At 67.6% G+C, this 19,256-nt stretch carries 19 protein-coding genes and 1 pseudogene; 10 read left to right on the top strand and 10 right to left on the bottom strand.

From position 1 onward, the window contains the following. Positions 1 to 189: 189 nt before the first annotated feature. On the bottom strand, positions 190 to 1,335 hold the full coding sequence (locus ACIRRA_RS34585; RefSeq protein WP_402776950.1) for a methyltransferase: 1,146 nt from the start codon (positions 1,333 to 1,335) through the stop codon (positions 190 to 192). Between the two features lie 283 nt (positions 1,336 to 1,618). Here ACIRRA_RS34585 and ACIRRA_RS34580 point away from each other — a divergent pair, with 283 nt between their 5' ends. The 3 genes from ACIRRA_RS34580 to ACIRRA_RS34570 all read left to right on the top strand — a co-directional run bounded on the left by ACIRRA_RS34580 (position 1,619) and on the right by ACIRRA_RS34570 (position 4,436). Beyond that, positions 1,619 to 2,473: a hypothetical protein gene (locus ACIRRA_RS34580; RefSeq protein ID WP_402776948.1), complete on the top strand. Its 855-nt coding sequence runs from the start codon at positions 1,619 to 1,621 to the stop codon at positions 2,471 to 2,473. An 89-nt stretch (positions 2,474 to 2,562) separates the two neighbouring features. Further along, entirely contained in the window at positions 2,563 to 3,153 is a 591-nt protein-coding gene (locus ACIRRA_RS34575; RefSeq protein WP_402776946.1) for a TetR/AcrR family transcriptional regulator, read from the top strand. 83 nt (positions 3,154 to 3,236) lie between these two features. Then, a complete protein-coding gene (locus tag ACIRRA_RS34570) occupies positions 3,237 to 4,436 on the top strand; it encodes a cytochrome P450 (RefSeq protein ID WP_402776944.1) in 1,200 nt (399 codons plus the stop codon). A 46-nt stretch (positions 4,437 to 4,482) separates the two neighbouring features. Here ACIRRA_RS34570 and bioB read toward each other — a convergent pair whose 3' ends face one another. Together bioB and ACIRRA_RS34560 are read right to left on the bottom strand one after the other, a co-directional pair. Beyond that, the gene (bioB, locus tag ACIRRA_RS34565) at positions 4,483 to 5,547 is read right to left on the bottom strand and encodes a biotin synthase BioB (protein WP_402776943.1); all 1,065 of its coding nucleotides are present in this window, start codon (positions 5,545 to 5,547) and stop codon (positions 4,483 to 4,485) included. Between the two features lie 76 nt (positions 5,548 to 5,623). Then, positions 5,624 to 5,854: a hypothetical protein gene (locus tag ACIRRA_RS34560; RefSeq protein WP_402776941.1), complete on the bottom strand. Its 231-nt coding sequence runs from the start codon at positions 5,852 to 5,854 to the stop codon at positions 5,624 to 5,626. 308 nt (positions 5,855 to 6,162) lie between these two features. On the opposite strand from ACIRRA_RS34560, the gene ACIRRA_RS34555 reads away from it, so the two are divergent. The 3 genes and pseudogenes from ACIRRA_RS34555 to ACIRRA_RS34545 form a co-directional block, all read left to right on the top strand. Then, positions 6,163 to 7,038, top strand: a complete 876-nt coding sequence (locus tag ACIRRA_RS34555) for a 3-hydroxyacyl-CoA dehydrogenase family protein (RefSeq protein WP_402776940.1) — start codon at positions 6,163 to 6,165, stop codon at positions 7,036 to 7,038. 104 nt (positions 7,039 to 7,142) lie between these two features. After that, positions 7,143 to 7,613, top strand: a complete 471-nt coding sequence (locus ACIRRA_RS34550) for a hypothetical protein (protein WP_402776938.1) — start codon at positions 7,143 to 7,145, stop codon at positions 7,611 to 7,613. Continuing rightward, a pseudogene (locus ACIRRA_RS34545) lies at positions 7,576 to 7,701 on the top strand (SMR family transporter); the annotation flags it as partial. The gene ACIRRA_RS34550 and the pseudogene ACIRRA_RS34545, both read left to right, overlap by 38 nt. Before the next feature lie 141 nt (positions 7,702 to 7,842). Here the strand turns inward: ACIRRA_RS34545 and hsaA are convergent. After that, the gene (gene hsaA, locus ACIRRA_RS34540) at positions 7,843 to 9,006 is read right to left on the bottom strand and encodes a 3-hydroxy-9,10-secoandrosta-1,3,5(10)-triene-9,17-dione monooxygenase oxygenase subunit (RefSeq protein ID WP_402776936.1); all 1,164 of its coding nucleotides are present in this window, start codon (positions 9,004 to 9,006) and stop codon (positions 7,843 to 7,845) included. Positions 9,007 to 9,215: 209 nt separating this feature from the next. On the opposite strand from hsaA, the gene ACIRRA_RS34535 reads away from it, so the two are divergent. The 3 genes from ACIRRA_RS34535 to ACIRRA_RS34525 all read left to right on the top strand — a co-directional run bounded on the left by ACIRRA_RS34535 (position 9,216) and on the right by ACIRRA_RS34525 (position 12,403). Next, the gene (locus ACIRRA_RS34535) at positions 9,216 to 10,406 is read left to right on the top strand and encodes a Rieske 2Fe-2S domain-containing protein (protein WP_402776934.1); all 1,191 of its coding nucleotides are present in this window, start codon (positions 9,216 to 9,218) and stop codon (positions 10,404 to 10,406) included. A gap of 132 nt (positions 10,407 to 10,538) precedes the next feature. Further along, the gene (gene ctaD, locus ACIRRA_RS34530) at positions 10,539 to 12,278 is read left to right on the top strand and encodes a cytochrome c oxidase subunit I (RefSeq protein ID WP_402776932.1); all 1,740 of its coding nucleotides are present in this window, start codon (positions 10,539 to 10,541) and stop codon (positions 12,276 to 12,278) included. After that, entirely contained in the window at positions 12,275 to 12,403 is a 129-nt protein-coding gene (locus ACIRRA_RS34525; RefSeq protein ID WP_402776930.1) for a hypothetical protein, read from the top strand. Before ctaD ends, ACIRRA_RS34525 begins: the two co-directional genes overlap by 4 nt. Positions 12,404 to 12,515: 112 nt before the next feature. Here the strand turns inward: ACIRRA_RS34525 and ACIRRA_RS34520 are convergent, their stop codons facing one another. From ACIRRA_RS34520 to ACIRRA_RS34495, 6 genes are all read right to left on the bottom strand, one after another. Next, complete coding sequence (locus ACIRRA_RS34520; RefSeq protein WP_402776928.1) at positions 12,516 to 13,115, bottom strand: TetR/AcrR family transcriptional regulator; 600 nt, start codon at positions 13,113 to 13,115, stop codon at positions 12,516 to 12,518. Positions 13,116 to 13,139: 24 nt separating this feature from the next. After that, positions 13,140 to 13,847 carry an ABC transporter ATP-binding protein gene (locus ACIRRA_RS34515; RefSeq protein WP_402776927.1) on the bottom strand — a complete coding sequence of 236 codons (708 nt, stop codon included), beginning with the start codon at positions 13,845 to 13,847 and terminating at the stop codon, positions 13,140 to 13,142. Beyond that, positions 13,844 to 14,965 (bottom strand): ABC transporter permease, encoded by a 1,122-nt coding sequence (locus ACIRRA_RS34510; protein ID WP_402776926.1) that lies wholly within the window; start codon positions 14,963 to 14,965, stop codon positions 13,844 to 13,846. Before ACIRRA_RS34510 ends, ACIRRA_RS34515 begins: the two co-directional genes overlap by 4 nt. 307 nt (positions 14,966 to 15,272) lie before the next feature. Further along, on the bottom strand, positions 15,273 to 16,433 hold the full coding sequence (locus ACIRRA_RS34505) for a lipase family protein (protein WP_357000508.1): 1,161 nt from the start codon (positions 16,431 to 16,433) through the stop codon (positions 15,273 to 15,275). A gap of 464 nt (positions 16,434 to 16,897) precedes the next feature. Beyond that, entirely contained in the window at positions 16,898 to 17,110 is a 213-nt protein-coding gene (locus ACIRRA_RS34500; RefSeq protein ID WP_402776924.1) for a hypothetical protein, read from the bottom strand. 70 nt (positions 17,111 to 17,180) lie between these two features. Beyond that, a complete protein-coding gene (locus ACIRRA_RS34495; RefSeq protein WP_402776922.1) occupies positions 17,181 to 17,828 on the bottom strand; it encodes a TetR/AcrR family transcriptional regulator in 648 nt (215 codons plus the stop codon). Positions 17,829 to 18,069: 241 nt separating this feature from the next. Here ACIRRA_RS34495 and ACIRRA_RS34490 point away from each other — a divergent pair, with 241 nt between their 5' ends. Further along, the gene (locus ACIRRA_RS34490) at positions 18,070 to 19,254 is read left to right on the top strand and encodes an LLM class flavin-dependent oxidoreductase (protein ID WP_402776920.1); all 1,185 of its coding nucleotides are present in this window, start codon (positions 18,070 to 18,072) and stop codon (positions 19,252 to 19,254) included. Positions 19,255 to 19,256: the final 2 nt, after the last annotated feature.

Genomic DNA, 19,256 nt, shown 5'->3' with positions numbered 1-19,256 from the left:
GGGGGGTCCGCCCCCCCCCCCGATGAGCGCGGGTGGGCTGTTGGGGGGGGTTGTCGTTCTGTGGGGGGGGGGGGGGGGGGGGGGGCGGGGGGGGGGGGGGCGGGGGGGGGGGGGGGGGGGGGGGGGGGTGGGGGGGGGGGGGGGGGGGGGGGGGGGGGGGGCGCCCCCCCCCCCCACCGCTCGGACCGATCAGTCGTTTGGCACCAGTCGCCACAATGAGGTGACCTCACCCCGCCGGGCCTCGTACAGAGGATCGCCGCTGTCCGACGCTCGCGAATGCCGCGGATGTGTGTCGTACCGGGCTGCCACGCGCAGCCCGGAGGCGGCGATGCGGGCACGGAGCTCGTCCCGGCTTCGCAATTCGAGGCGTTCGGCGAGGTCGGAGAGGATCAGCCAGCCCTCACCGTGCGGGGCCAGGTGGTGGCGCAACCCGTCCAGGAAGCGGTGCAGCACAGTCGATCCGGGGTCGTAGATGCCGAGTTCCAGTGCTGAGGTCGGGTGCGCGGGCAGCCAGGGCGGGTTGCAGACGACCAGGTCCGCGCGACCCTCGGGCCACAGATCGGCCTCTCCGACCCGAACCAGGCCGGTGAGGCCGAGGCGGTTCAGGTTCGCCTCGGCACAGGCCACCGCGCGGGGATTGATGTCGGTGGCGGTCACCCGCGCACCGCGCCGGGCCAGGACCGCGGCCAGCACGCCAGTCCCGGTGCCGAGATCGAATACGCAGGGCCGCTGCGCATTCGCCGGAAACGGCACGCTGGCGAGGAGATCGACATATTCACCGCGAACCGGGGAGAACACACCGTAGTCAGGATGGATGCGCGCCCCCAGTGCGGGAATCTCGACGCCCTTCCGATGCCACTGATAGGCGCTGAGCACCCCGAGCAGCTCGGTCAGCGACACGCACATCCGCTGGATATCCGGGCAATTCGGGCGCACCGCCGCGTAAGCGTGTTCGCACGCGGACCGAACATCCGGCGCGCGCCGTAGCCCGAGAAAGTAACCGGGTTCGAGCACGATCAGCAGCCTGCCCAGTATCTCGGCGCGCTGGGCCTGCGCGGCACGCTGCTGATGGAACACCGCTGCCGGACCGCTTTCGCACCCAACCGGGCGCGCGGCGCGTCGCAGGCGACGGTCGAGGGCTCGCAGCAACTGGCGAGCATTGTGAAAATCCCCGCGCCACACCAGGCCCGTGCCCGCCCGCGCGAGCCGGTGGGCGGCCTGCGCGGTCATGCGGTCGTCGGCGACGACGATGCGGGCGGGGGCCGGAGCCCCGTTCTCGGAATGCCAGTGGGCGGTATAGACCGATCGATTCTCGGTCCAACTGAGGGTGGACATGACGAACTCCTGCGGAAACGAAGGTGCCTGGGGCCGGCGACGCTTCGAGGCAGGAGTTCGGAGAGCGACTTTCCGTCAGTACGAGGGTGATTCGGACCGTTCCCGCAACGAAGCGCAGGAGCGGTTGTCGCCCAGCACCATTCCCATGCCCACGATCGCTCCCTCCGTCAGATGTCCGTCCCAATAATCGCACACGCTCGGATGGACGTGTCTCAGCGCCTTCTCAGCGACTCCCGGGCAGACTCCCCCGTGTCCGGTAATCGACCGCTCGAAAGGGATCCGCATGCCCGCGGCGCATTCGCACACGAACTACAAGCTCCCCCAGGTGACCGCCCTGTTCTGGGTGCTGAAGATCGCGGCGACCACGCTCGGCGAAACCGGCGGCGACCTGCTCGCCCAGACCCTGGACCTCGGCTACGCGGCGGCCTCGATGCTGTTCCTCGGCATCTTCGCCGTCAGCCTGGTCGCCCAGTTGCGGGCCCGCCGCTTCCATCCCGCCCTGTACTGGACCGTGATCGCCGCGACCAGCACGGCCGGCACCACCATCTCCGATTTCCTCAATCGCGGACCCGGTTCGGGCACCTCCACCGACGGCGGCCTGGGCTACGGCGCGGGCGCGGCCGTCCTGATCACCGGCCTGGCCGTCGTCTTCGCCATCTGGAAGCTCAGCGGCCAGACCTACGATGTCACCGGAATCACCAGCACGCGTGGCGAATTGCTGTACTGGGCGGCCATTCTGCTGTCCAACACGCTGGGTACCTCCCTGGGCGACTACCTCTCCGACAGCTCCGGCCTCGGCTACGGCGGGGGCGCGCTGCTCATCGCCGCCGCCATGGCCGCCCTGCTCGCCGCCCGCTACCTGACCCGGATCTCCGGCGTGCTGCTGTTCTGGCTCGCCTTCATCCTCACCCGCCCGCTGGGCGCGACCGTGGGCGACCTGCTGTCCAAATCGCATGAGAAGGGCGGGCTCGGCTTCGGCACCTGGGGCACCACGACCGTCCTGCTGGTCGTGCTGATCGCGGGAATCACCTATAGCTACAAGGGAATCCGCACCCTCACCGGGCCTCGGCAGGATCGAGTGGACGTAGCCGCCGTCGACTCGAAGCGCATCGCCGGTGGTCTCCGACGCGAAGGGTGAGACGAGCTTTCGTCGCCGCCGAGTCTATGGTCGCGGCAGGAGCCGACGGCGTACGAGCCGCGTGTCGGCGAGGCGACATCGGAGGGCGAATGGGTACCGGGAGCGAAACGAGCGGACCGCACAAGGATGCCAATGCCACCCGTTCGGCCCTGCTGGCCGCGGCGCGGGAGGTGTTCGCAGAGAAGGGCTTCGAGGGCACGACCGTGCGGGAGATCGCGGCGCGGGCCGGAGCGAATCAGGTGCTGCTGTTCCGGTACTTCGGGAACAAGGACGAGCTGTTCCGAGCGGTCGTCGCGGATCGTGGACATCGGGTGCTGTCGGAAGGTCCCGCGGACGAGCTGCTCGGCCGGCTGCTGGCCGGGATGCTGAATACTGTGGCGGATCAACAGCTTTGGCTACAGGCCGCGCTGCGGTCCAGCGGGCATGCCAGTGGCGTGTCGGTGATCCGGCGGGAGCTGGACGAACGATACGTGCGGGCGCTGACCGAACTCGGCGACGGCCCGGACGCCGAGTTGCGGGCCGATCTGGTGGTGGCCTGGCTGCTGGGGATCGGCCTGCTGCGATCGGTCTACCACTGGGAGCCGCTGGCGAGCGCCGATCCGGCCGTTGTCGCCGATCACGTCCTGCGTTCGGCACGCGTCCTGCTGGACCGGGTGAGTACGAATTTCCCTCCGTCATAACGGAAATCGAGCGTTGACGACTGGGTGACGCACTCCTACGATCAACCGCTGTAAGCATTTGCTTACATCAGAAGGAGTTTCGCGTGTCCACACCTACCGAAATCCGCCACTATCCGTTCGGCGATCCGGTCCGGCTCGATCCGCATCCGACGGCGATGAAACTGCTACGCGAGGAACCGATTTCCCGCGTCCAGCTGCCCTACGGCGGCGAGGCCTGGCTCGTCACCCGCTACGCGGACGTGCGCTCGGTGCTCAGCGATCCACGGTTCAGCCGCGCCGCCACGGTCGGCCGCGAGGATGTGCCGCGGGTCCGCGAGACACCGGCCATGCCGAACATTCCTACCAGCATGGACCCGCCGGAGCTGACCCGGCTCCGCAAGCTGACCATGACCGCGTTCACCACCCGTCGCGTGCAGGAGCTGCGCCCGCGCGCCGAGGAGATCGTCGAGGACATGCTGACGGCCATGGCAGCGGCCGGCTCCCCCGCCGACCTGGTGGAGGCACTGGCGCTCCCGGTGCCGGTCACCGTCATCTGCGAAATGCTCGGTGTCCCACCGCAGGACCAGCATCGCTTCCGCGACTTCTCCGACGCGATCATGTCCACGACCGCAGTCACCGACGAGGAGCGGGTGGCCGCGTTCGCCGCCGTCGCCGGATACCTGACCGAGCAGATCGCCGAACGCCGCGCCCGCCCCGCCGATGACCTGCTCGGCGCGCTCGTGGCGGCCCGCGACAACGATGACCGGCTCAGCGAGGACGAACTGATCACGCTCGGCCTCACCCTGCTGGTCGCCGGTCACGAGACCACGGCCAATCAGATCGCCAATTTCGTCTATGTCCTACTGGCAGAGGGCGAATGGGACCGGCTCCGTGAGGATCCCGATCTCGTCCCGGCCGCCATCGAGGAGCTGCTCCGCTACATCCAGGTCGGCAATGGCGGCGCGTTCCCGCGCATCGCCGTCGAGGATGTCGAACTGTCGGGCACGCTCATTCGCGCGGGCGAGGCGGTCTTCGTGGATCTGGCGATCGCGAACCGCGACGAGACGGTCTTCCCGGATCCGGACACCATGGACCTGACGCGACATCACAACTCGCACTTGACCTTCGGACACGGCTTCCATCACTGCGTGGGCGCGCAACTGGCCCGCCTCGAACTGCACGTGACCCTGACCGCCCTGCTGCGCCGCTTCCCGAACCTGCGCCTGGCGGTGCCCGCCGACGAGGTGGAGTGGAAGACGGGCATGCTGCTGCGCGGCCCGAAAGCACTTCCGGTCGCCTGGTAGCACCCGGCCGTGGGCGGCCCATTCGGCGAGCCGCCCACGGCGCACCCTACGCGTTCGCCGGAAGATCAGTCCCCGCACCGCGTTTGCGCACCGCGACCAGGTCGTGGCGCGCAGGCGGCAGGGTCTGCTCCTGTGCACCCTCGATGGTGAATCCGGCATCGGTGATCATCTGCCGGTCGTCGGCTCCGGGCTGCCCCTCGCTGGTGAGGTAGTCGCCCAGAAAGATCGAATTGGCCAGGTGCAGTGCCAGCGGTTGCAGGCCGCGCAGGTGGAGCTCGCGGCCACCGGCCAGCCGCACCTCCACATCGGGGAAGAAGAAGCGGAACAGCGCGAGGATGCGCAGGCAGCGGTCGGGCGTCAGCTCCCACTGTCCCGCCAGCGGCGTTCCATCGAACGGGATCAGGAAGTTGACCGGCACCGAGTCCGGGTCCAGCGCCCGCAGCGAGAAGGCCAGATCGACTATGTCCTCGTCCGACTCCCCCATGCCGAAAATCGCTCCGGAACAAGGCGACAGCCCGGCCGCGCTCGCTCGTAGCACGGTGTCGACGCGATCGTCGAAGGTGTGCGTACTGCAGATGTCGGCGTAGCGCGCCTCGGAAGTGTTGAGGTTGTGGCTGTAGGCGTGGGCCCCGGCCGCCGCGAGCCGCTCGGCCTGCCCCTCCCCCAGCAGGCCCAGGCACACGCAGATCTCCGTCTGCGGATGGTCGGCCGTGATGGCGGCAATGGTCTGCTCGATCCTGGTCAGATCCCGTTCGCCGGGCCCGCGCCCGCTGGCGACCAGGCACACTCGCTTGGCCCCGCCCGCAATCGCCTGCCCGGCGACCCGCGCGGCCTGCTCGGGCGTGATCCAGGAGTACTTCAGCACACCGGATGCCGAGCCCACCCGCTGCGAGCAGTACCCGCAGTCCTCCGGACACAGGCCGCTCTTCATATTCACGATCGTGTTGAGTTTGACACGCGCGCCGAAGAATTCGTGTCGCACCCGCGAGCCCGCCGCCACGACGTCGATGAGCGGTTCCGCGCCGCTCAGCAACGCCAGCGCCTCCGCCCGGGTCGGGACAGTTCGGCGTAACGCCTTGTCCACCAACAGGTTCAACAATCCATCAGTCATGCCAAGGCAATCTACCTCGAGCTTGAACACCGTTCAAGTAGAGGATTGACGTGGCCTTTTGTGATACCGGACTGTCTCAGCGCCAGGCGGGCCGCAGGGTCGCCGAGTGATTCACGGCTCGGCCGCTACCGCTGGCGGCCGTCACCAGTTTCGGGTCGTGCCGGACATAGACGTTGTAGTAGCCCAGCGCGACCGCGCCGAACCAGGCAACCAGCAGGTTGCCGATGCCGGGGTTGACGATCGCGAAGGCGAAGAAAGCGATGACGACCACGGCGACGAGGACGCAATCAAGGATCTTGCCGTTCAACCGAATTCTCCTTTTCCAGCTACCTGGCGTGGCCTCATAGGAATCTGAACGTAATACCAAATTATAGGCGAAGTAAAGCGATTCATCGGGAGATGGGATGACGTTCCATGTCAAGCCACTACGCCAGGTGGCAGTTCCGTAGAAACACGATCGAAAGGGTCGGCATGAATGGGATCTCGTCCAGCCGGCGGTCGACTACACGCGCCGACGGTGCGGCCGCTACCCCGGGAGAGGAGTGGGCCCCGCTACGGTGATAGCGATCGATAACGCGAATCCACAGCTCGGATCTTTCATCGAAGGAGCGGGGAATGGCCGCGATACCGAATGACTATCGCACCCGGCCGGTGGCAGTGATCGGCGCGGGAACCCTGGGCCGGCGCATTGCGCTGATGTTCGCCACGCAGGGCGGCACCGTCCACATCACCGATCCGAACGGGACGCAGGGGACGCAGGCCGTCGGGTACGCGACGGGCGAATTGCCCACGGTGGCCGCTCACATCGATGGCGGCACGCCCGGGATCGTGAGTTATGTGCCGGATCTGGCCGATGCGGTGGCGGAGGCGTGGCTGGTGGTGGAGGCGGTGCCGGAACGGCTCGACCTCAAGAAGTCGATCTTCGGTCAGCTCGACGGACTGTGCGCGGCCGATGCGGTCGTCTCGTCGAATTCGTCGTCGTATGCGAGCAGGCTGTTCACCGAGGGACTTTCGACACGCGACCGTATGCTCAACACTCATTTCTACATGCCGCCCGCGTCGACGACGCTCGATGTGATGTCCGATGGCGATACCGCGCCCGAGATCATCGACTTCGTCATGTCGACCTTCCCCGAATACGGTCTGCACCCTTTCCTGTGTCATATGGAGAGCACCGGCTTCATCTTCAATCGGATCTGGGCGGCGCTGAAACGTGAATCGCTCAAGGTCGTCCATGAGGGCGTCTCGACCCCGCAGGACGTCGATGCCATGTTCAAGCTGAATTTCGGCACCGAGGCGGGACCGTTCCGGATGATGGACAGCGTCGGCCTCGATGTGGTGCTCGATATCGAAGAGCATTACGCCCAGGAGAATCCGCATCTGCCCGAGGGCCCGCGCATGCTGCTGAAGCGCTATATCGCCGACGGCAAGCTGGGCGTGAAATCCGGTGCCGGCTTCTACGACGACTACCCCGACCCGAATCGGCACTGACCGCAGGAGGCCGCGATGAAACATCTGCTCGCGCTCGACCTCGAAGCCCGTGCCATGCAGGCGATCTCGCTCGACGGGGGTGACGTCGCACCCTGATCACCGGGTTGGACGCCTACCCCGACGGCATCGCGGTCGATCAGGCTCGCGGGCACGTGTACTGGACCAGCATGGGCGCACTGAAGGCCGGTGAAGGCCGCATCTTCCGCGCACCGCTGGATCTCCCCACCGGCACCTCACCCGCGGCCCGCACCGATATCGAGGTGCTCTGGCACGACCTCCCCGAACCGATCGACCTGGAACTGTCCGGCGGCGGGAACCTGCTGTGGACCGATCGCGGCGCGGAACCTGCGGGCAATACCCTCAACCGCGCCTCCGTCAACCCGGTCCCCGGCCCGGTCACCATCCTGTCGAGCGGTTACCGCGAGGCCATCGGCGTGGTCGCCGTCGACGAATCTCGTTTCTACGTCAGCGATCTCGGCGGCTCGATCCGCCTGGTCGACCTCGACGACGGCCTCGACACCGTCCTCGCCCGACCCGGTGGCGCACTCACCGGGCTGGCACTGGCGGACCTCTGAACGAGGGCCCCGAACGCTCAGCCTGGCGCTGCGCACACTGGATGTCGGTGTCGGCTACACCATCTGGACCGGTATCGGCTCCATCGGCACCGTCGTGCTCGGTGCGCTCATCTACCAGGAGAAGATCACTGCTCCCAAGGTCGCGGCCTTCGCTCGATCATCGCGGGCGCTCTGGTCCTTCGCCTGGCGGGCGGGGCCTGATCCGGAACCCGCCGCCGACCCGATCCGACTACACCATGGTGTCCCCCACCGGGAGACCGAAGGCGTGGTTCCCATACATGACGTAGGCACGTTCCGGGTCGTTGGCCGCATGGACGCGTCCGGCATGGGCATCGCGCCAGCAGCGTTGCAGCGGGGTGTCGTCGGCGAGGGCGCCGGCCCCGGCGGCCTCGAAGAGCCGGTCGATGGCGGCGATGGCGCGAGCGGTGGCGCGGACCTGGTCGCGGCGGGCGCGGGCGCGCATGGCGAACGGGACCTCCCCGCCGTCCCGGAGCTGAGCGTATTCGTCGGCGACATTGCCGGACAACTGCCGCCACGCGGCATCGATATCGCTGGCGGATTCGGCGATGCGGACCTTGCCGAAGGGGTCGTCCTTGGCGTGCTCGCCGGCGTACGCGGCCCGGATCCGCCGGCCCTGATGCTCGACATGGGCCGCGTAGGCGCCATAGGCGATGCCGACGATCGGCGTGGCGATGGTGGTGGGATGGATCGTCCCCCAGGGCATTTTGTAGACCGGCTCCGAATTCCGCTGCAGCCCGGGCGATGTCAGCGAGTTCATGACGCCGAAACTCAGGAAGCGGTGCCGCGGGACGAAGACGTTCTCGACGACAACCGTATTGGATCCGGTGCCACGCAGACCGACCACGTTCCACACATCGTCCACGGAGTAGTCGCTGCGCGGGATGAGGAAGGAGCCGAAATCGACCGGCTTGCCGTTCTCCAGCACCGGCCCGCCGACGAAGACCCAGTCGGCGTGGTCCACACCGGAGGACCACGCCCACGAACCACTCACCAGATAGCCGCCGTCCACCACGGCGCCCGCGCCCATCGGCGCGTACGACGAGGCGATCCGCGCGTCGATGTCGTGGCCCCAGACATCTTCCTGCGCACGCTGATCGAACAGTGCGAGATGCCAGTTGTGAATCCCCAGGATCCCCGCCACCCAGCCGGTGGATCCGCAGGCACTCGCCAGGGTGCGCACGGTGTCGTAGAAGAGCACCGGATCGGCGGCGCATCCGCCCCATTGCCGCGGCTGCATCAGGGTGAAGAATCCCGCCTCCCGCAGGTCCTCGATGGACTCGTCGGGAATGCGCCGCAACGTCTCGGTCCGCTGGGCGCGCTCGCGCAGGGTCGGCAGCAGAGCCTCCACACGCTCGGTGATTTCACGGGTCATCTCGCCGGGTTCTCCTGACCGGTCGGGTGGCGATCTCATACCGTCCGCCACAAATCTAGAACACGTTCCAGCCACTATCGAGCAGTCCGGGGTCCGCGACAAGCGGACGGAAATCCCTAAAAGAAGAGTCTTTCGACCATTTTCGAGAGTCCCTCATCAACCGGAAGCTGACACAGTTCTGAAACTGGTTCTAGACCTAGGAGGGTGTGATGGCGACGACGTCACGCGGGTTCGGCAGAAAGATCCGGGACATCGACGTGGGCACGATGCCCACCCGCTATGCCCGCGGCTGGCACTGCCTGGGGCTGGCGGACGCGTTCCGGGACGGGAAACCCCACTCGGTCAATGCCTTCGGCACCAAGCTGGCCGTCTGGGCCGACGATACCGGCGAACTGCGGGTGCTGGACGCCTACTGCCGCCACCTTGGCGGCGACCTGTCGACGGGCACCGTCAAGGACGGCCGGATCGCCTGCCCGTTCCACGACTGGCGCTGGGACGGCGACGGCAAGTGCACCGGCATTCCCTACGCCCGGCGCGTGCCCCCGCTGGCCCGCACCCGCGCGTGGATCACGCTCGAGCGCAACGGCCAGCTCTTCGTCTGGCACGACCACGAGGGCAACCCGCCGCCGGACGAGGTCACCATCCCGACCATCCGGGGACCCTACACCGACGCCGAAGGCAAGCCCGCGGCAACGCTTTCCACCGACTGGACCCCGTGGACCTGGCGCTCGATCCTCATCGAGGGCTCCAACTGCCGCGAGATCATCGACAACATCGTGGACATGGCCCACTTCTTCTACATCCACTACGCGTTCCCAACATTCTTCAAGAACGTCTTCGAGGGCCATGTCGCGACCCAGTACCTCGAGACCAAGGGCCGCCCGGACGTCGGCATGGCGACCAAGTATCGCGGGGACACGCTGCTGAAATCGGAGGCCTCGTACTTCGGGCCCGCCTACATGATCAATCCACTGCTCAATGTCTACGGCGGTTTCGAGGTCCGCAGCGTCCTGGTCAACTGCCATTACCCGGTCACCCAGGACTCCTTCGTCCTGCAGTACGGCATCACGCTGGAGAGACCCACGGGCGTACCGGCGGACACCGCGAACCGCCTGGCGGACAGGATGACCGAGGGCATCGGCGAGGGCTTCCTGCAGGACGTGGAGATCTGGAAGCACAAGTCCAAGATCGAGAACCCATTGCTCTGCGACGAGGACGGCCCGGTCTACCAGCTGCGCCGCTGGTACGAGCAGTTCTACGTCGACGTCGCCGACGTCGACCCGAAATCGGTGCGGCGCTTCGAATTCGAAGTCGACACCTCGCGGGCCAACGAGGTCTGGGAGCTCGAGGTCGCCGAGAACCTGCGCCGGTGCGGTGTGACCACGGCCACGGCGCCCTAGCCCAGATCGAGGACGATCTTGGTTCGAAGGTCACCGGCGGCACGGCCCAAGGTCCTCGATCGCTCGGCGAAGGTCATCGGCCCGGCCCGCAGGGATTCACCGGCAACCCCGCGGCTCACTACCGTCCGCAGGGTGACCGCCCTTTCCCCGAAAACCCCTCCGGTACCCGAGATCACGCGACCCCATCCCGTGCGTCGCGCACCAAAGGGGTCGTTCCTCTACAAGATGGTCACCACGACCGACCCCAAGGTACTGGGGCAGATGTATCTGGTGACCTCGATGGCGTTCTTCATGATCGGCGGGCTGATGGCGTTGATCATGCGCGCGGAGCTGGCGCAGCCGGGCATGCAGTTCCTGTCGCCGGAACAGTTCAACCAGCTGTTCACCATGCACGGCACGATCATGCTGCTGTTCTACGCGACCGCCATCATCTTCGGATTCGCGAATATCCTGCTGCCCTTGCAGATCGGCGCGCCCGATGTCGCGTTTCCCCGGCTCAATGCGTTCAGCTACTGGCTGTACCTGTTCGGCGCGACCATGGCGACCGCCGGCTTCATCACTCCGGGCGGCGCCGCCGATTTCGGCTGGACCGCGTATGTGCCGCTGTCGGACATCATCCACTCCCCCGGCGTCGGCGCGGATCTGTGGATCCTGGGGGTGGGCGTCTCGGGCCTGGGAACCATTCTGGGCGCGGTCAATATGCTCACCACCGTCGTCTGCCTGCGCTGCCCGGGCATGACCATGTTCCGGCTCCCCATCTTCACCTGGAACGTCGTCGTCGCGAGTTTCCTTGTGCTGCTGGTGTTCCCGCTCCTGACCGCGGCCGCCCTGGCCCTGTACTACGATCGGCACCTCGGCGGGCACATCTACGATCCGGCCAGCGGCGGAACCATGCTGTTCCAGCACCTGTTCTGGTACTTCGGACACCCCGAGGTGTACGTGATCGCGCTGCCGTTCTTCGGCATCGTGTCGGAGATCTTCCCGGTGTTCAGCCGCAAGCCGCTGTTCGGCTACACCGGCATGGTGTACGCGACCCTGGGCATCGCAGCGCTGTCCATCGCGGTGTGGGCGCACCACATGTACGCCACCGGTGCGGTGCTGCTGCCGTACTTCTCGTTCATGACCTTCCTCATCGCGGTCCCGACCGGTGTGAAGTTCTTCAACTGGATCGGCACCATGTGGAGGGGGCAGCTCACCTTCGAGAGCCCGATGCTGTTCTCGCTGGGCTTCCTGGTGACATTCCTGTTCGGTGGTCTGTCCGGCGTCATCCTGGCGTCACCGCCGCTCGATTTCCATTTGTCCGACACCTATTTCGTGGTCGCGCACTTCCACTACACCCTGTTCGGCACGGTCGTGTTCGCCACCTTCGCGGGCATCTACTTCTGGTTCCCCAAGATCACCGGCCGCATGCTCGACGAACGCCTCGCGAAGTGGCATTTCTGGACCACGTTCCTCGGTTTCCATCTGACGTTCCTGGCTCAGCACTGGCTCGGCAACATGGGCATGCCGCGACGCTACGCCGACTACCTGCCCTCCGACGGCTTCACCCTGCTGAATCAGGTCTCCACGATCGGCGCCTTCCTGCTCGGCGCGTCGATGCTGCCGTTCATCTGGAACGTCTTCAAGTCCTACCGCTACGGCGAGGTCGTGACCGTGGACGACCCGTGGGGCTACGGCAACTCCCTGGAGTGGGCCACCAGCTGCCCGCCGCCGCGGCACAACTTCTACGAGCTGCCGCGCATCCGCTCCGAGCGTCCCGCGTTCGAGCTGCACTACCCGCACATGGTCGAGCGCATGCGAGCCGAGGCCCACGTCGGCTGGGGCGCGACCGCCCACCACGTCACCGAGACCGCTCTCGTGGAGGCGAAATGACCAGGCCCCAGCAACTCTCGACCTTCCGGATTCCCCGCCTGCCCCACGGCGCCCTGGTCCTGCTGACCGGATTGACGCTGATCGGCGGCCTGATCCTGCTGACCCACCTCGCCCAGGGTCTCTGACCCCCCGATCGTGCGAACGCTGACTCCCCTCGCAGCCGTTCGCACTTCGGTGAGGCCGCGCCCCCGTCCGCGCGGCCTCATCGGCCTTTTCGCGAGCTTCCTGCTTGCGGATTCAGCGCCGCCGGGCCGCGCTCGGCGCCAGGGCGGACAGGTAGGGGGCGACCAATTCCGTTGCGGCCGTGACAGTTCGGTCGGCGTCCTGGCCACTCTCGAGCATGCGTGAGGCCGCATGCACGATGCCGTCGATGAGTCCGGCGGTGGCGGCAGGGTCGGCCGCGCCGGCCGTCTCGAGCGCGGCGATCAGCGGGGTGCGCAGTTCGTCGTGTAGTTCGCGACTGTAGGCGGCGATGTCGTCGTCGATGATCGTGGTGAGCACGCGGGCCAGGGCATGCTCACCGCTCGCGACCAATTCCAGGTTGGCGCGGACGTATTCGAGGACCTGATCGGCCGGGCCGGACGCGGCCGCCATCCGCTCCGACACCCGCCGCGCCCACTGCGGGAAGGTGTCGGCCAGCAGCTCGGCGAGCAACTGGTCGCGCGAGGAGAAGTACTGGTAGATGCTGGGGCGGGCGAGCCCGGCGCGCGCCGCCACCTCGGTGAGCGTGGGCGGGCGGGCCGGGTCCTCGGTGAGGATGGCGCGCGCGGCGTCGAGCAGGGCGCGGCGTTGCGCCTCGCGATGTTCGGCGAGCGTGGCGGCTTGAATCCTCGGCACCGGTAGGTCTCCTCGTTGGGCGGGTTACCCGCTCAGTCTCCCATCCACCAGGGTGAGCACCCGATCGCAGTGGCCGAGGACGTCGTGATCGTGGGTGACCATGATGGTGGCCACCTTCCGCTCCCGGGTCTGCCGGGCCAGCAGCTCGATCACCTCGTGGCTGCGGGCGCGATCCAGCGCCGCGGTGGGCTCGTCCACGAGCAGCAGCGTCGGGCCGGTCGCGAGCGCGCGGGCGATGCCGACGCGCTGGCGCTCTCCGCCGGAGAGCTGATGCGGCCGCCGCCCCGCCTTGGCGGCCATGCCGACGGCGGCGAGCAGGGCACCCGGATCCGCGGTGCCACTCGAAGCTGTTGCGGTGCCGCGCTTCCGCCCGCCGGTGCGCTCGAGCAGCCGCACCTGGTCGCGGGCGGTCAGTGCGGGAATCAGATTCCCGGTCTGGAATACGAACCCGATGTGCTCGCGACGGAATCGCGCCAACCGCCGCCGCGACAGCGTCGTCATCTCGGTGCCGTGCACCAGCACCTGCCCGGTGTCGGGTCGGGCCAGCCCGCCCGCGACCGCGAGCAGGGTGGACTTGCCCGATCCGGACGGACCCACGACAGCCAGCAGCTCGCCCGGCCGCACGGTCAGGTCGATGCGGTCCAGCGCCGCCACGGCATGATCGCCGCTGCCGAAGGTCAGTGAGATATCACTGAGCGAGATGCCCTGGCGGACAATCGATTCAACGGTCATCGCTGAGCCCCCAGAGCCTCGAGCGGGTCGACCCGAGTGACACGCAACGTGGTCAGCACCGCGCCCAGCATGCCCATCACGATCAGCAGGACCGCACCGACGGCGACCGCGCCGGGTTCGAGGGCGAAGGGCATGCCGCCGACGAACCGGCTGCCGCCCACTCCCACGCCGACCCCGGCGGCCGTCGCGGCGACGAGCACGATCGCGGCCTGGATCAGGCTGTCGCGCAACAGATATGCGGTGGAGACGCCCAGCGCCCGCAGCACCGCCAGTTCGTGGGCGCGCTGCACCGTCCATACCATGAAGAACGCGCCGACCACCAGGGCCGAGATGGCGTAGAGGAAGACCCGGATCAGGGTCATGGTCGACATTTCGGCCGAATAGCCGGGCGAGGCATCGAAAGAGGCCGACAGCGTCATGGCGTGGGTGCCCGCGGCGCGATCTCCCGCGGCCAGGTCGATGCCGCCGGGCCGCGCGCGCAGCGCCACGGCATTGGCCTCGTGATAGATCTCCGGCCGGGCGACGTCGCCGGGCCGCAGTCCGGCGTGGATCTCCTGCCAGAGTCGCAGCGGCACATAGGCGACGTTCACGTGCCCGAAGGTGCGCTGCTCGGCGGTCGCGCCGACCACGCGCAGGGTGGTCCCGATCCGGTCGACGATCACCACATCGCCAATGCGGACACCCTTGTCGAGGGTGGTCGGGCTGACCACGATGCCGTCCGGCGCCCCGAGCCCGGATCCCTCTGCCGGGCTCGGGGCCAGAAACGACCCCGGCTCGACCCCGAACAGCGCGAGATCGATCGCGACCCCGCCGCCGGTCTTCGCATTGACCAGCGTATTTCCGAACAGCGCCGCATCCGCGACATCGCCGCGCCCGCGCCAGGCCGCGACCTGTCCGTCGTCGACCGTGCTGCGGGTGAAGGCCGACTCCGTCTCCGTCTTCGGCGCGAAGCCGAAGGCGTCGACGGGCATGGCCTTCAATCCCGAGACACCGTCGTCGACCAGGCCCGACGACAAGCCCGCCAGCATCACGATGAGCACCGCGATCAGGGCGACGACCGCGGCCATCAACCCGAATCTCGCTCGCGCGAACCACAGTTCGCGCACCGCCAGGAACATCCGAACTCCCTTGTCCGGCGCCGGGCACATTTACCGACGCACCGTCGGAATGTTACCGACAGTGCGTCGGGAAAATCCGCGGGGGCCGATTTCTACGCCACGATTCGAGCCGGGGCCGCGTGCCCCGATCGGCCGCCCTTCTCCGGTGAGGCGGTCCGCGGTCTCCGCGCCGACCCGCCGCGGCAGGGTGTAGGTCCAGTACTTCGAGCTACGCAGGCCCGAGAGGCAGTAGTGCGGATCGAGCACTGTCACCGCGGGCAGTTCGAAAGTCGGTGCGCCGCTCGCCCGCCGCACGGTCACGCATCTATCAGCAGCTCACCGGGACCGGATCCCCGCGGAAGCGTGATTCCACATAGTTCCACGCATCGGCGAATCCGGCGACGGCCGTAGTCATGTGCTCGGCGATATCGAAGGGCCGGAACACCAGCGGCACACCGGCCTTGCAGTACCGGTCGGCGACCTCGGCGACCGGGTCGAAGAAGGTGAGCGTGTCGAACCGCCCCTGCCAGAAGTAGGTCGGGACCGCCGGCGTGCCCGGGAAGTAGCGCAGGCTGTTCTCCCGCAGCACCGCGTGCGCCTCCGGACTGTCCATCAGGCTCTTGGACGCAGCCATCTGGTCGGCGTTGCGGAAGGCGCCGTGGAACAGCAGGAAGCGACGGCAGGCGTCGTGGGTGAATTCGCGGAACCAGAGGCCGTTCTCATTGAGCTGATCCGAGATCGGCAGGCGGTTCGGGTATTCGCGCTCCAGGCCCATGGCCGCCGCGAAGGCCAGGCCGAAGCCCGGATGCGGCTCGAAGCCCAGCGAGAGCGCCATCTGCTCCAGATCGGCCGGAATGCCTCCGGCCACAACGGCATCGAGCTTCAGGTCCGGCGCGTACTCCGGTTGCAGGGCAGCGGCCCAGGCGGTCGCCATACCGCCGCCGGAATACCCGGCCAGCGCGACGGGCGACTTCCCGAGCCCCAGTTCGGTGGCCTTGCGGACCGCCTTCACGCTGTCCAGGGTCACCATGCCGCTGAGCTTGGCCGCGCCGTAGGCGACATTCGGCCCCAGATAGTCGGGCAGTGAAATGGCCCAGCCGCGCCCGATCGGCAGCATGGCGCCCACGCCGTCCTGGAGCTCGCCGTTGAACAGCGAGCGCGACGGATTACATTGCGCGCCCAGGGAATTGATGAGCGCCTGATACGACACCAGCGGCGGGTTCGACACCCCCGCCGGGAGCAGCACCGTGGTCATGCCGAGGATCGGCTGCCCCTGGGAGTTGGTACTGCGGAAGGCCACCTGCCAGCCCTCGGTGCCCACGTACAGCCCGGTATCGATCTTCCGGGTCCGGACCACGTCACCGGGCGCTAGCGCACCCAGATCGGCCGGCGGACCGTAGAACGGATCGGGATCCTGGGTGGGATACAGGGGTTGAGCCGACACGGGGGCGGCGCCTACCGCCCCCGCGGTCAGGATGCTCAGAGCCAGGACCACAGCCCTGACGGACACTGCGAACAACGACGTCCCTCACACTTCAGCCGTTCTCATCTCGCTCCCGACCGCGCGCGAAAGAACGATCGACCAATAAAGCAATGGATTGGCATTCGGCACAGCCGAGCCCGTGAACCGGAAGAGCATGCTTCAGCAAGCCTTTCGCGAATCGTTCAGTGACGCTATAGCTAACCAACCAGAGCGTCCAGCTATTCGGACAATTCCGGCACGAACTGTCAGTTCTAACCCCGAACTACCTTGGGCAGGGCCGAGATTCGCTCGCGGTGGCGTTGCTGGAGTTCGCGGTTGCGAGTGAGGAAGTCGAGGATAGTGCGCAGCTCGCCGCCGACGAGCCCGCCATCTCGGCCGCACCCCCTCGCTGCAGGCACTACTGCAACGAGTGGGCCCCGGCTCCCGCCCCTGACGCACCCGATCGGGTTGCGGAACCGCCGAATCTGCGCTCAGCTGGCGAGGGTGTCCGGGGTGTCGGCGACTTCCGGGAAGCGGCGGCGCAGGCCGTCGAGCTGTCGGTGGACTGCGGTCAGGTCGGTCTGGGCGCGGGTCTGGGCTTCGGGGCGCGAGACGTATTGCAGCTCGCGGGTCAGCATGTCAGCGTGGCTCTGGAGCTCTCGGGCCAGTACACGGGCCTGGGCGAGTTCGGGATCTTCGGGCATCGGCAACCGCCTTCGAGCTGGGAGTGGGCGAAGTATGTCATGTTTCGTCCACCTGTGCGTCACCGGCGATTCAGCGGCCGGTTCCGCCCAGCAGACGGTCGAGGCCGCCGATGAGGAAGACGACCTGGTCCTCGTAGAGGGCGGCCAGTTCCTCCGCGGGCGGTGGGGTTGCGCCGGGATGCCATTCGTCCGCGCGACTCAGGGCTTGCAGGAAACCCATGAGCGAGATCGCCCAGCGGGCCTCCAGGCGGCTGGGATCCGATAGCGGGAAGGCGCGGCGGAGCTGGACGTGCAGCTGATCGGGGAGGTCCTGCTCGGCGGCGGTGAGGGCGGGATGGGAGTGCAAGGAGAGCTGGGTCACGATCTTGATCCAGCGCATGCCGCGGGTCCGGTGCTGTAGCAGCAGGTCTCGATAGGGCTCGGTGACCGCGCGGACCAGGGTCTCGGCGGTGGGCGGTTCGGCGCGGGCGGCGAGCACATCGGCATTGGCGCGAATGCGGTCGCGGACGGTCGCGCCGAGATCCAGCAGCACGGCGGCGATCAGGTCGTCCTTGGTGCCGAAGTGGTAGTTGACCGAGGAGGGGCCGAGGCCGGCGGCGGCGTTCACCGCGCGCACCGAGACCGCGTCCACGCCGTGGGCGGCGAACAGGCGCTCGGCGGTTTTCACCAGCCGGGTACGGGTCGCATTGCCCTGGCGATTCTGCATCGGGACGGTCACGGCATGAGCTTGGCACATCGGAGGAGCGGGGTCGGCATCGCGGGGCGCGGAACTGGTTCGACAGTCCGATTTCGGCACAGCACAGCGCTCATTATCGACGTTGAATCAGCTTATCTACCTGTGTTTTCTAATCATGCCCACTCACCGGGACAACACAACTTATGGATCAGTCGATCCAGGTTTACTCGGGGAACCGCACCGGGCGACGAAGCCCGGGGCACTGGGTGAAGGAGATCCATCCGTGTGGACCGCTGAATCGATGAAATTCGGGGCCTTCCTGGCCCCGTATCACCCCCTCGACGCCGACCCGGCCCTGCAGCTGCGTCGCGACATCGATCTCATGGAACACCTCGACCACCTCGGCTTCGACGAGGCGTGGATGGGCGAGCACCACTCGACCGGCGCCGAAATCGTGCCCGCGCCCGACGTTTTCATCGCCGCCGCCGCCGAACGCACCGAGCGGCTGCGCTTCGGCACCGGCGTGGTGTCGCTGCCGTATCACCATCCGCTGGTCGCCGTCGACCGCATCACCCAGCTGGACCTGCAGACCCGCGGCCGCCTGATCTTCGGCACCGGCCCCGGCAAGATTCCGCTCGACGCCCACATGATGGGCATCAACCCGTCGGATCAGCGTCGCCGCCAGGGCGAGGCGCTCGAGGCCATCCTCGCGCTGCTGCGCGGCGAGGTGGTGAACATGACCACCGACTGGTTCACCCTGCGCGACGCCCGCGCCCAGCTGCCGACCTACGATCCGGCCGGCATCGAGGTCGCCACCGCCTCGACCATCTCCCCCAACGGCTCGGTGCTGGCCGGCACACACGGGTTGTCGCTGCTGTCACTGGCGGCCAGCTCCCCCATGGGTTTCGAAGTGCTGGACCGTAATTGGGGCGTCTACGAGAAGGTGTGCGCCGAGCACGGGCACACCGCGGACCGGTCGCGGTGGCGGCTGGTCAATCCGATCTTCCTGGCCGAGACCCGCGCCGACGCCGAGCGCGCGGTGAGCCGCCGCATCGGCTCGATGGCCGCGTACGTGAACCGGCAGACCGGCGAGCAGCCGGCGTGGGCGGACACTCCCAAGGGCATCATCGATCAGTGGCGCAATGACAACCTCGGCGAATTCGGGCAGGCCATCATCGGCACGCCGGACGAGGCGATCGCCCGCATCGAGAGGCTCATCGAGAAGACCGGCGGGTTCGGCACCATGCTGGTCCTGCACGTGGACATGGCGAGCTGGGAGGACACCAAGCGCAGCTACGAGCTGTTCGCCTCGGAGGTGATCCCGCACTTCAAGAATCGCAACCGCCGCCGCGAGGACAGCCTGCAGTACGCGCAGGACAACCGGGAGCTGCTGATCGGGCAGCTGGTCACCGCGATCACCAAGGCACACACCGACTACTACGGCGAGACCGCCGCGACAGGAGCGTGATC

Origin of the sequence: Nocardia sp. NPDC101769 (assembly GCF_044766925.1) — a bacterium.
Classification (GTDB): Bacteria; Actinomycetota; Actinomycetes; order Mycobacteriales; family Mycobacteriaceae; genus Nocardia.
The sequence above is the reverse complement of the archived record's forward strand: the minus strand, read 5'-3'. Positions and strand labels throughout refer to the sequence as shown.

Bases quoted from the DNA above. Each gene is read 5' to 3' on its own strand.
- ACIRRA_RS34585 (WP_402776950.1), bottom strand. From the start codon at position 1,335: ATGTCCACCCTCAGTTGGACCGAGAATCGATCGGTCTATACCGCCCAC.
- ACIRRA_RS34580 (WP_402776948.1), top strand. From the start codon at position 1,619: ATGCCCGCGGCGCATTCGCACACGAACTACAAGCTCCCCCAGGTGACC.
- ACIRRA_RS34575 (WP_402776946.1), top strand. From the start codon at position 2,563: ATGGGTACCGGGAGCGAAACGAGCGGACCGCACAAGGATGCCAATGCC.
- bioB (WP_402776943.1), bottom strand. From the start codon at position 5,547: ATGACTGATGGATTGTTGAACCTGTTGGTGGACAAGGCGTTACGCCGA.
- ACIRRA_RS34555 (WP_402776940.1), top strand. From the start codon at position 6,163: ATGGCCGCGATACCGAATGACTATCGCACCCGGCCGGTGGCAGTGATC.
- hsaA (WP_402776936.1), bottom strand. From the start codon at position 9,006: ATGACCCGTGAAATCACCGAGCGTGTGGAGGCTCTGCTGCCGACCCTG.
- ACIRRA_RS34535 (WP_402776934.1), top strand. From the start codon at position 9,216: ATGGCGACGACGTCACGCGGGTTCGGCAGAAAGATCCGGGACATCGAC.
- ACIRRA_RS34525 (WP_402776930.1), top strand. From the start codon at position 12,275: ATGACCAGGCCCCAGCAACTCTCGACCTTCCGGATTCCCCGCCTGCCC.
- ACIRRA_RS34515 (WP_402776927.1), bottom strand. From the start codon at position 13,847: ATGACCGTTGAATCGATTGTCCGCCAGGGCATCTCGCTCAGTGATATC.
- ACIRRA_RS34510 (WP_402776926.1), bottom strand. From the start codon at position 14,965: ATGTTCCTGGCGGTGCGCGAACTGTGGTTCGCGCGAGCGAGATTCGGG.
- ACIRRA_RS34500 (WP_402776924.1), bottom strand. From the start codon at position 17,110: ATGCCCGAAGATCCCGAACTCGCCCAGGCCCGTGTACTGGCCCGAGAG.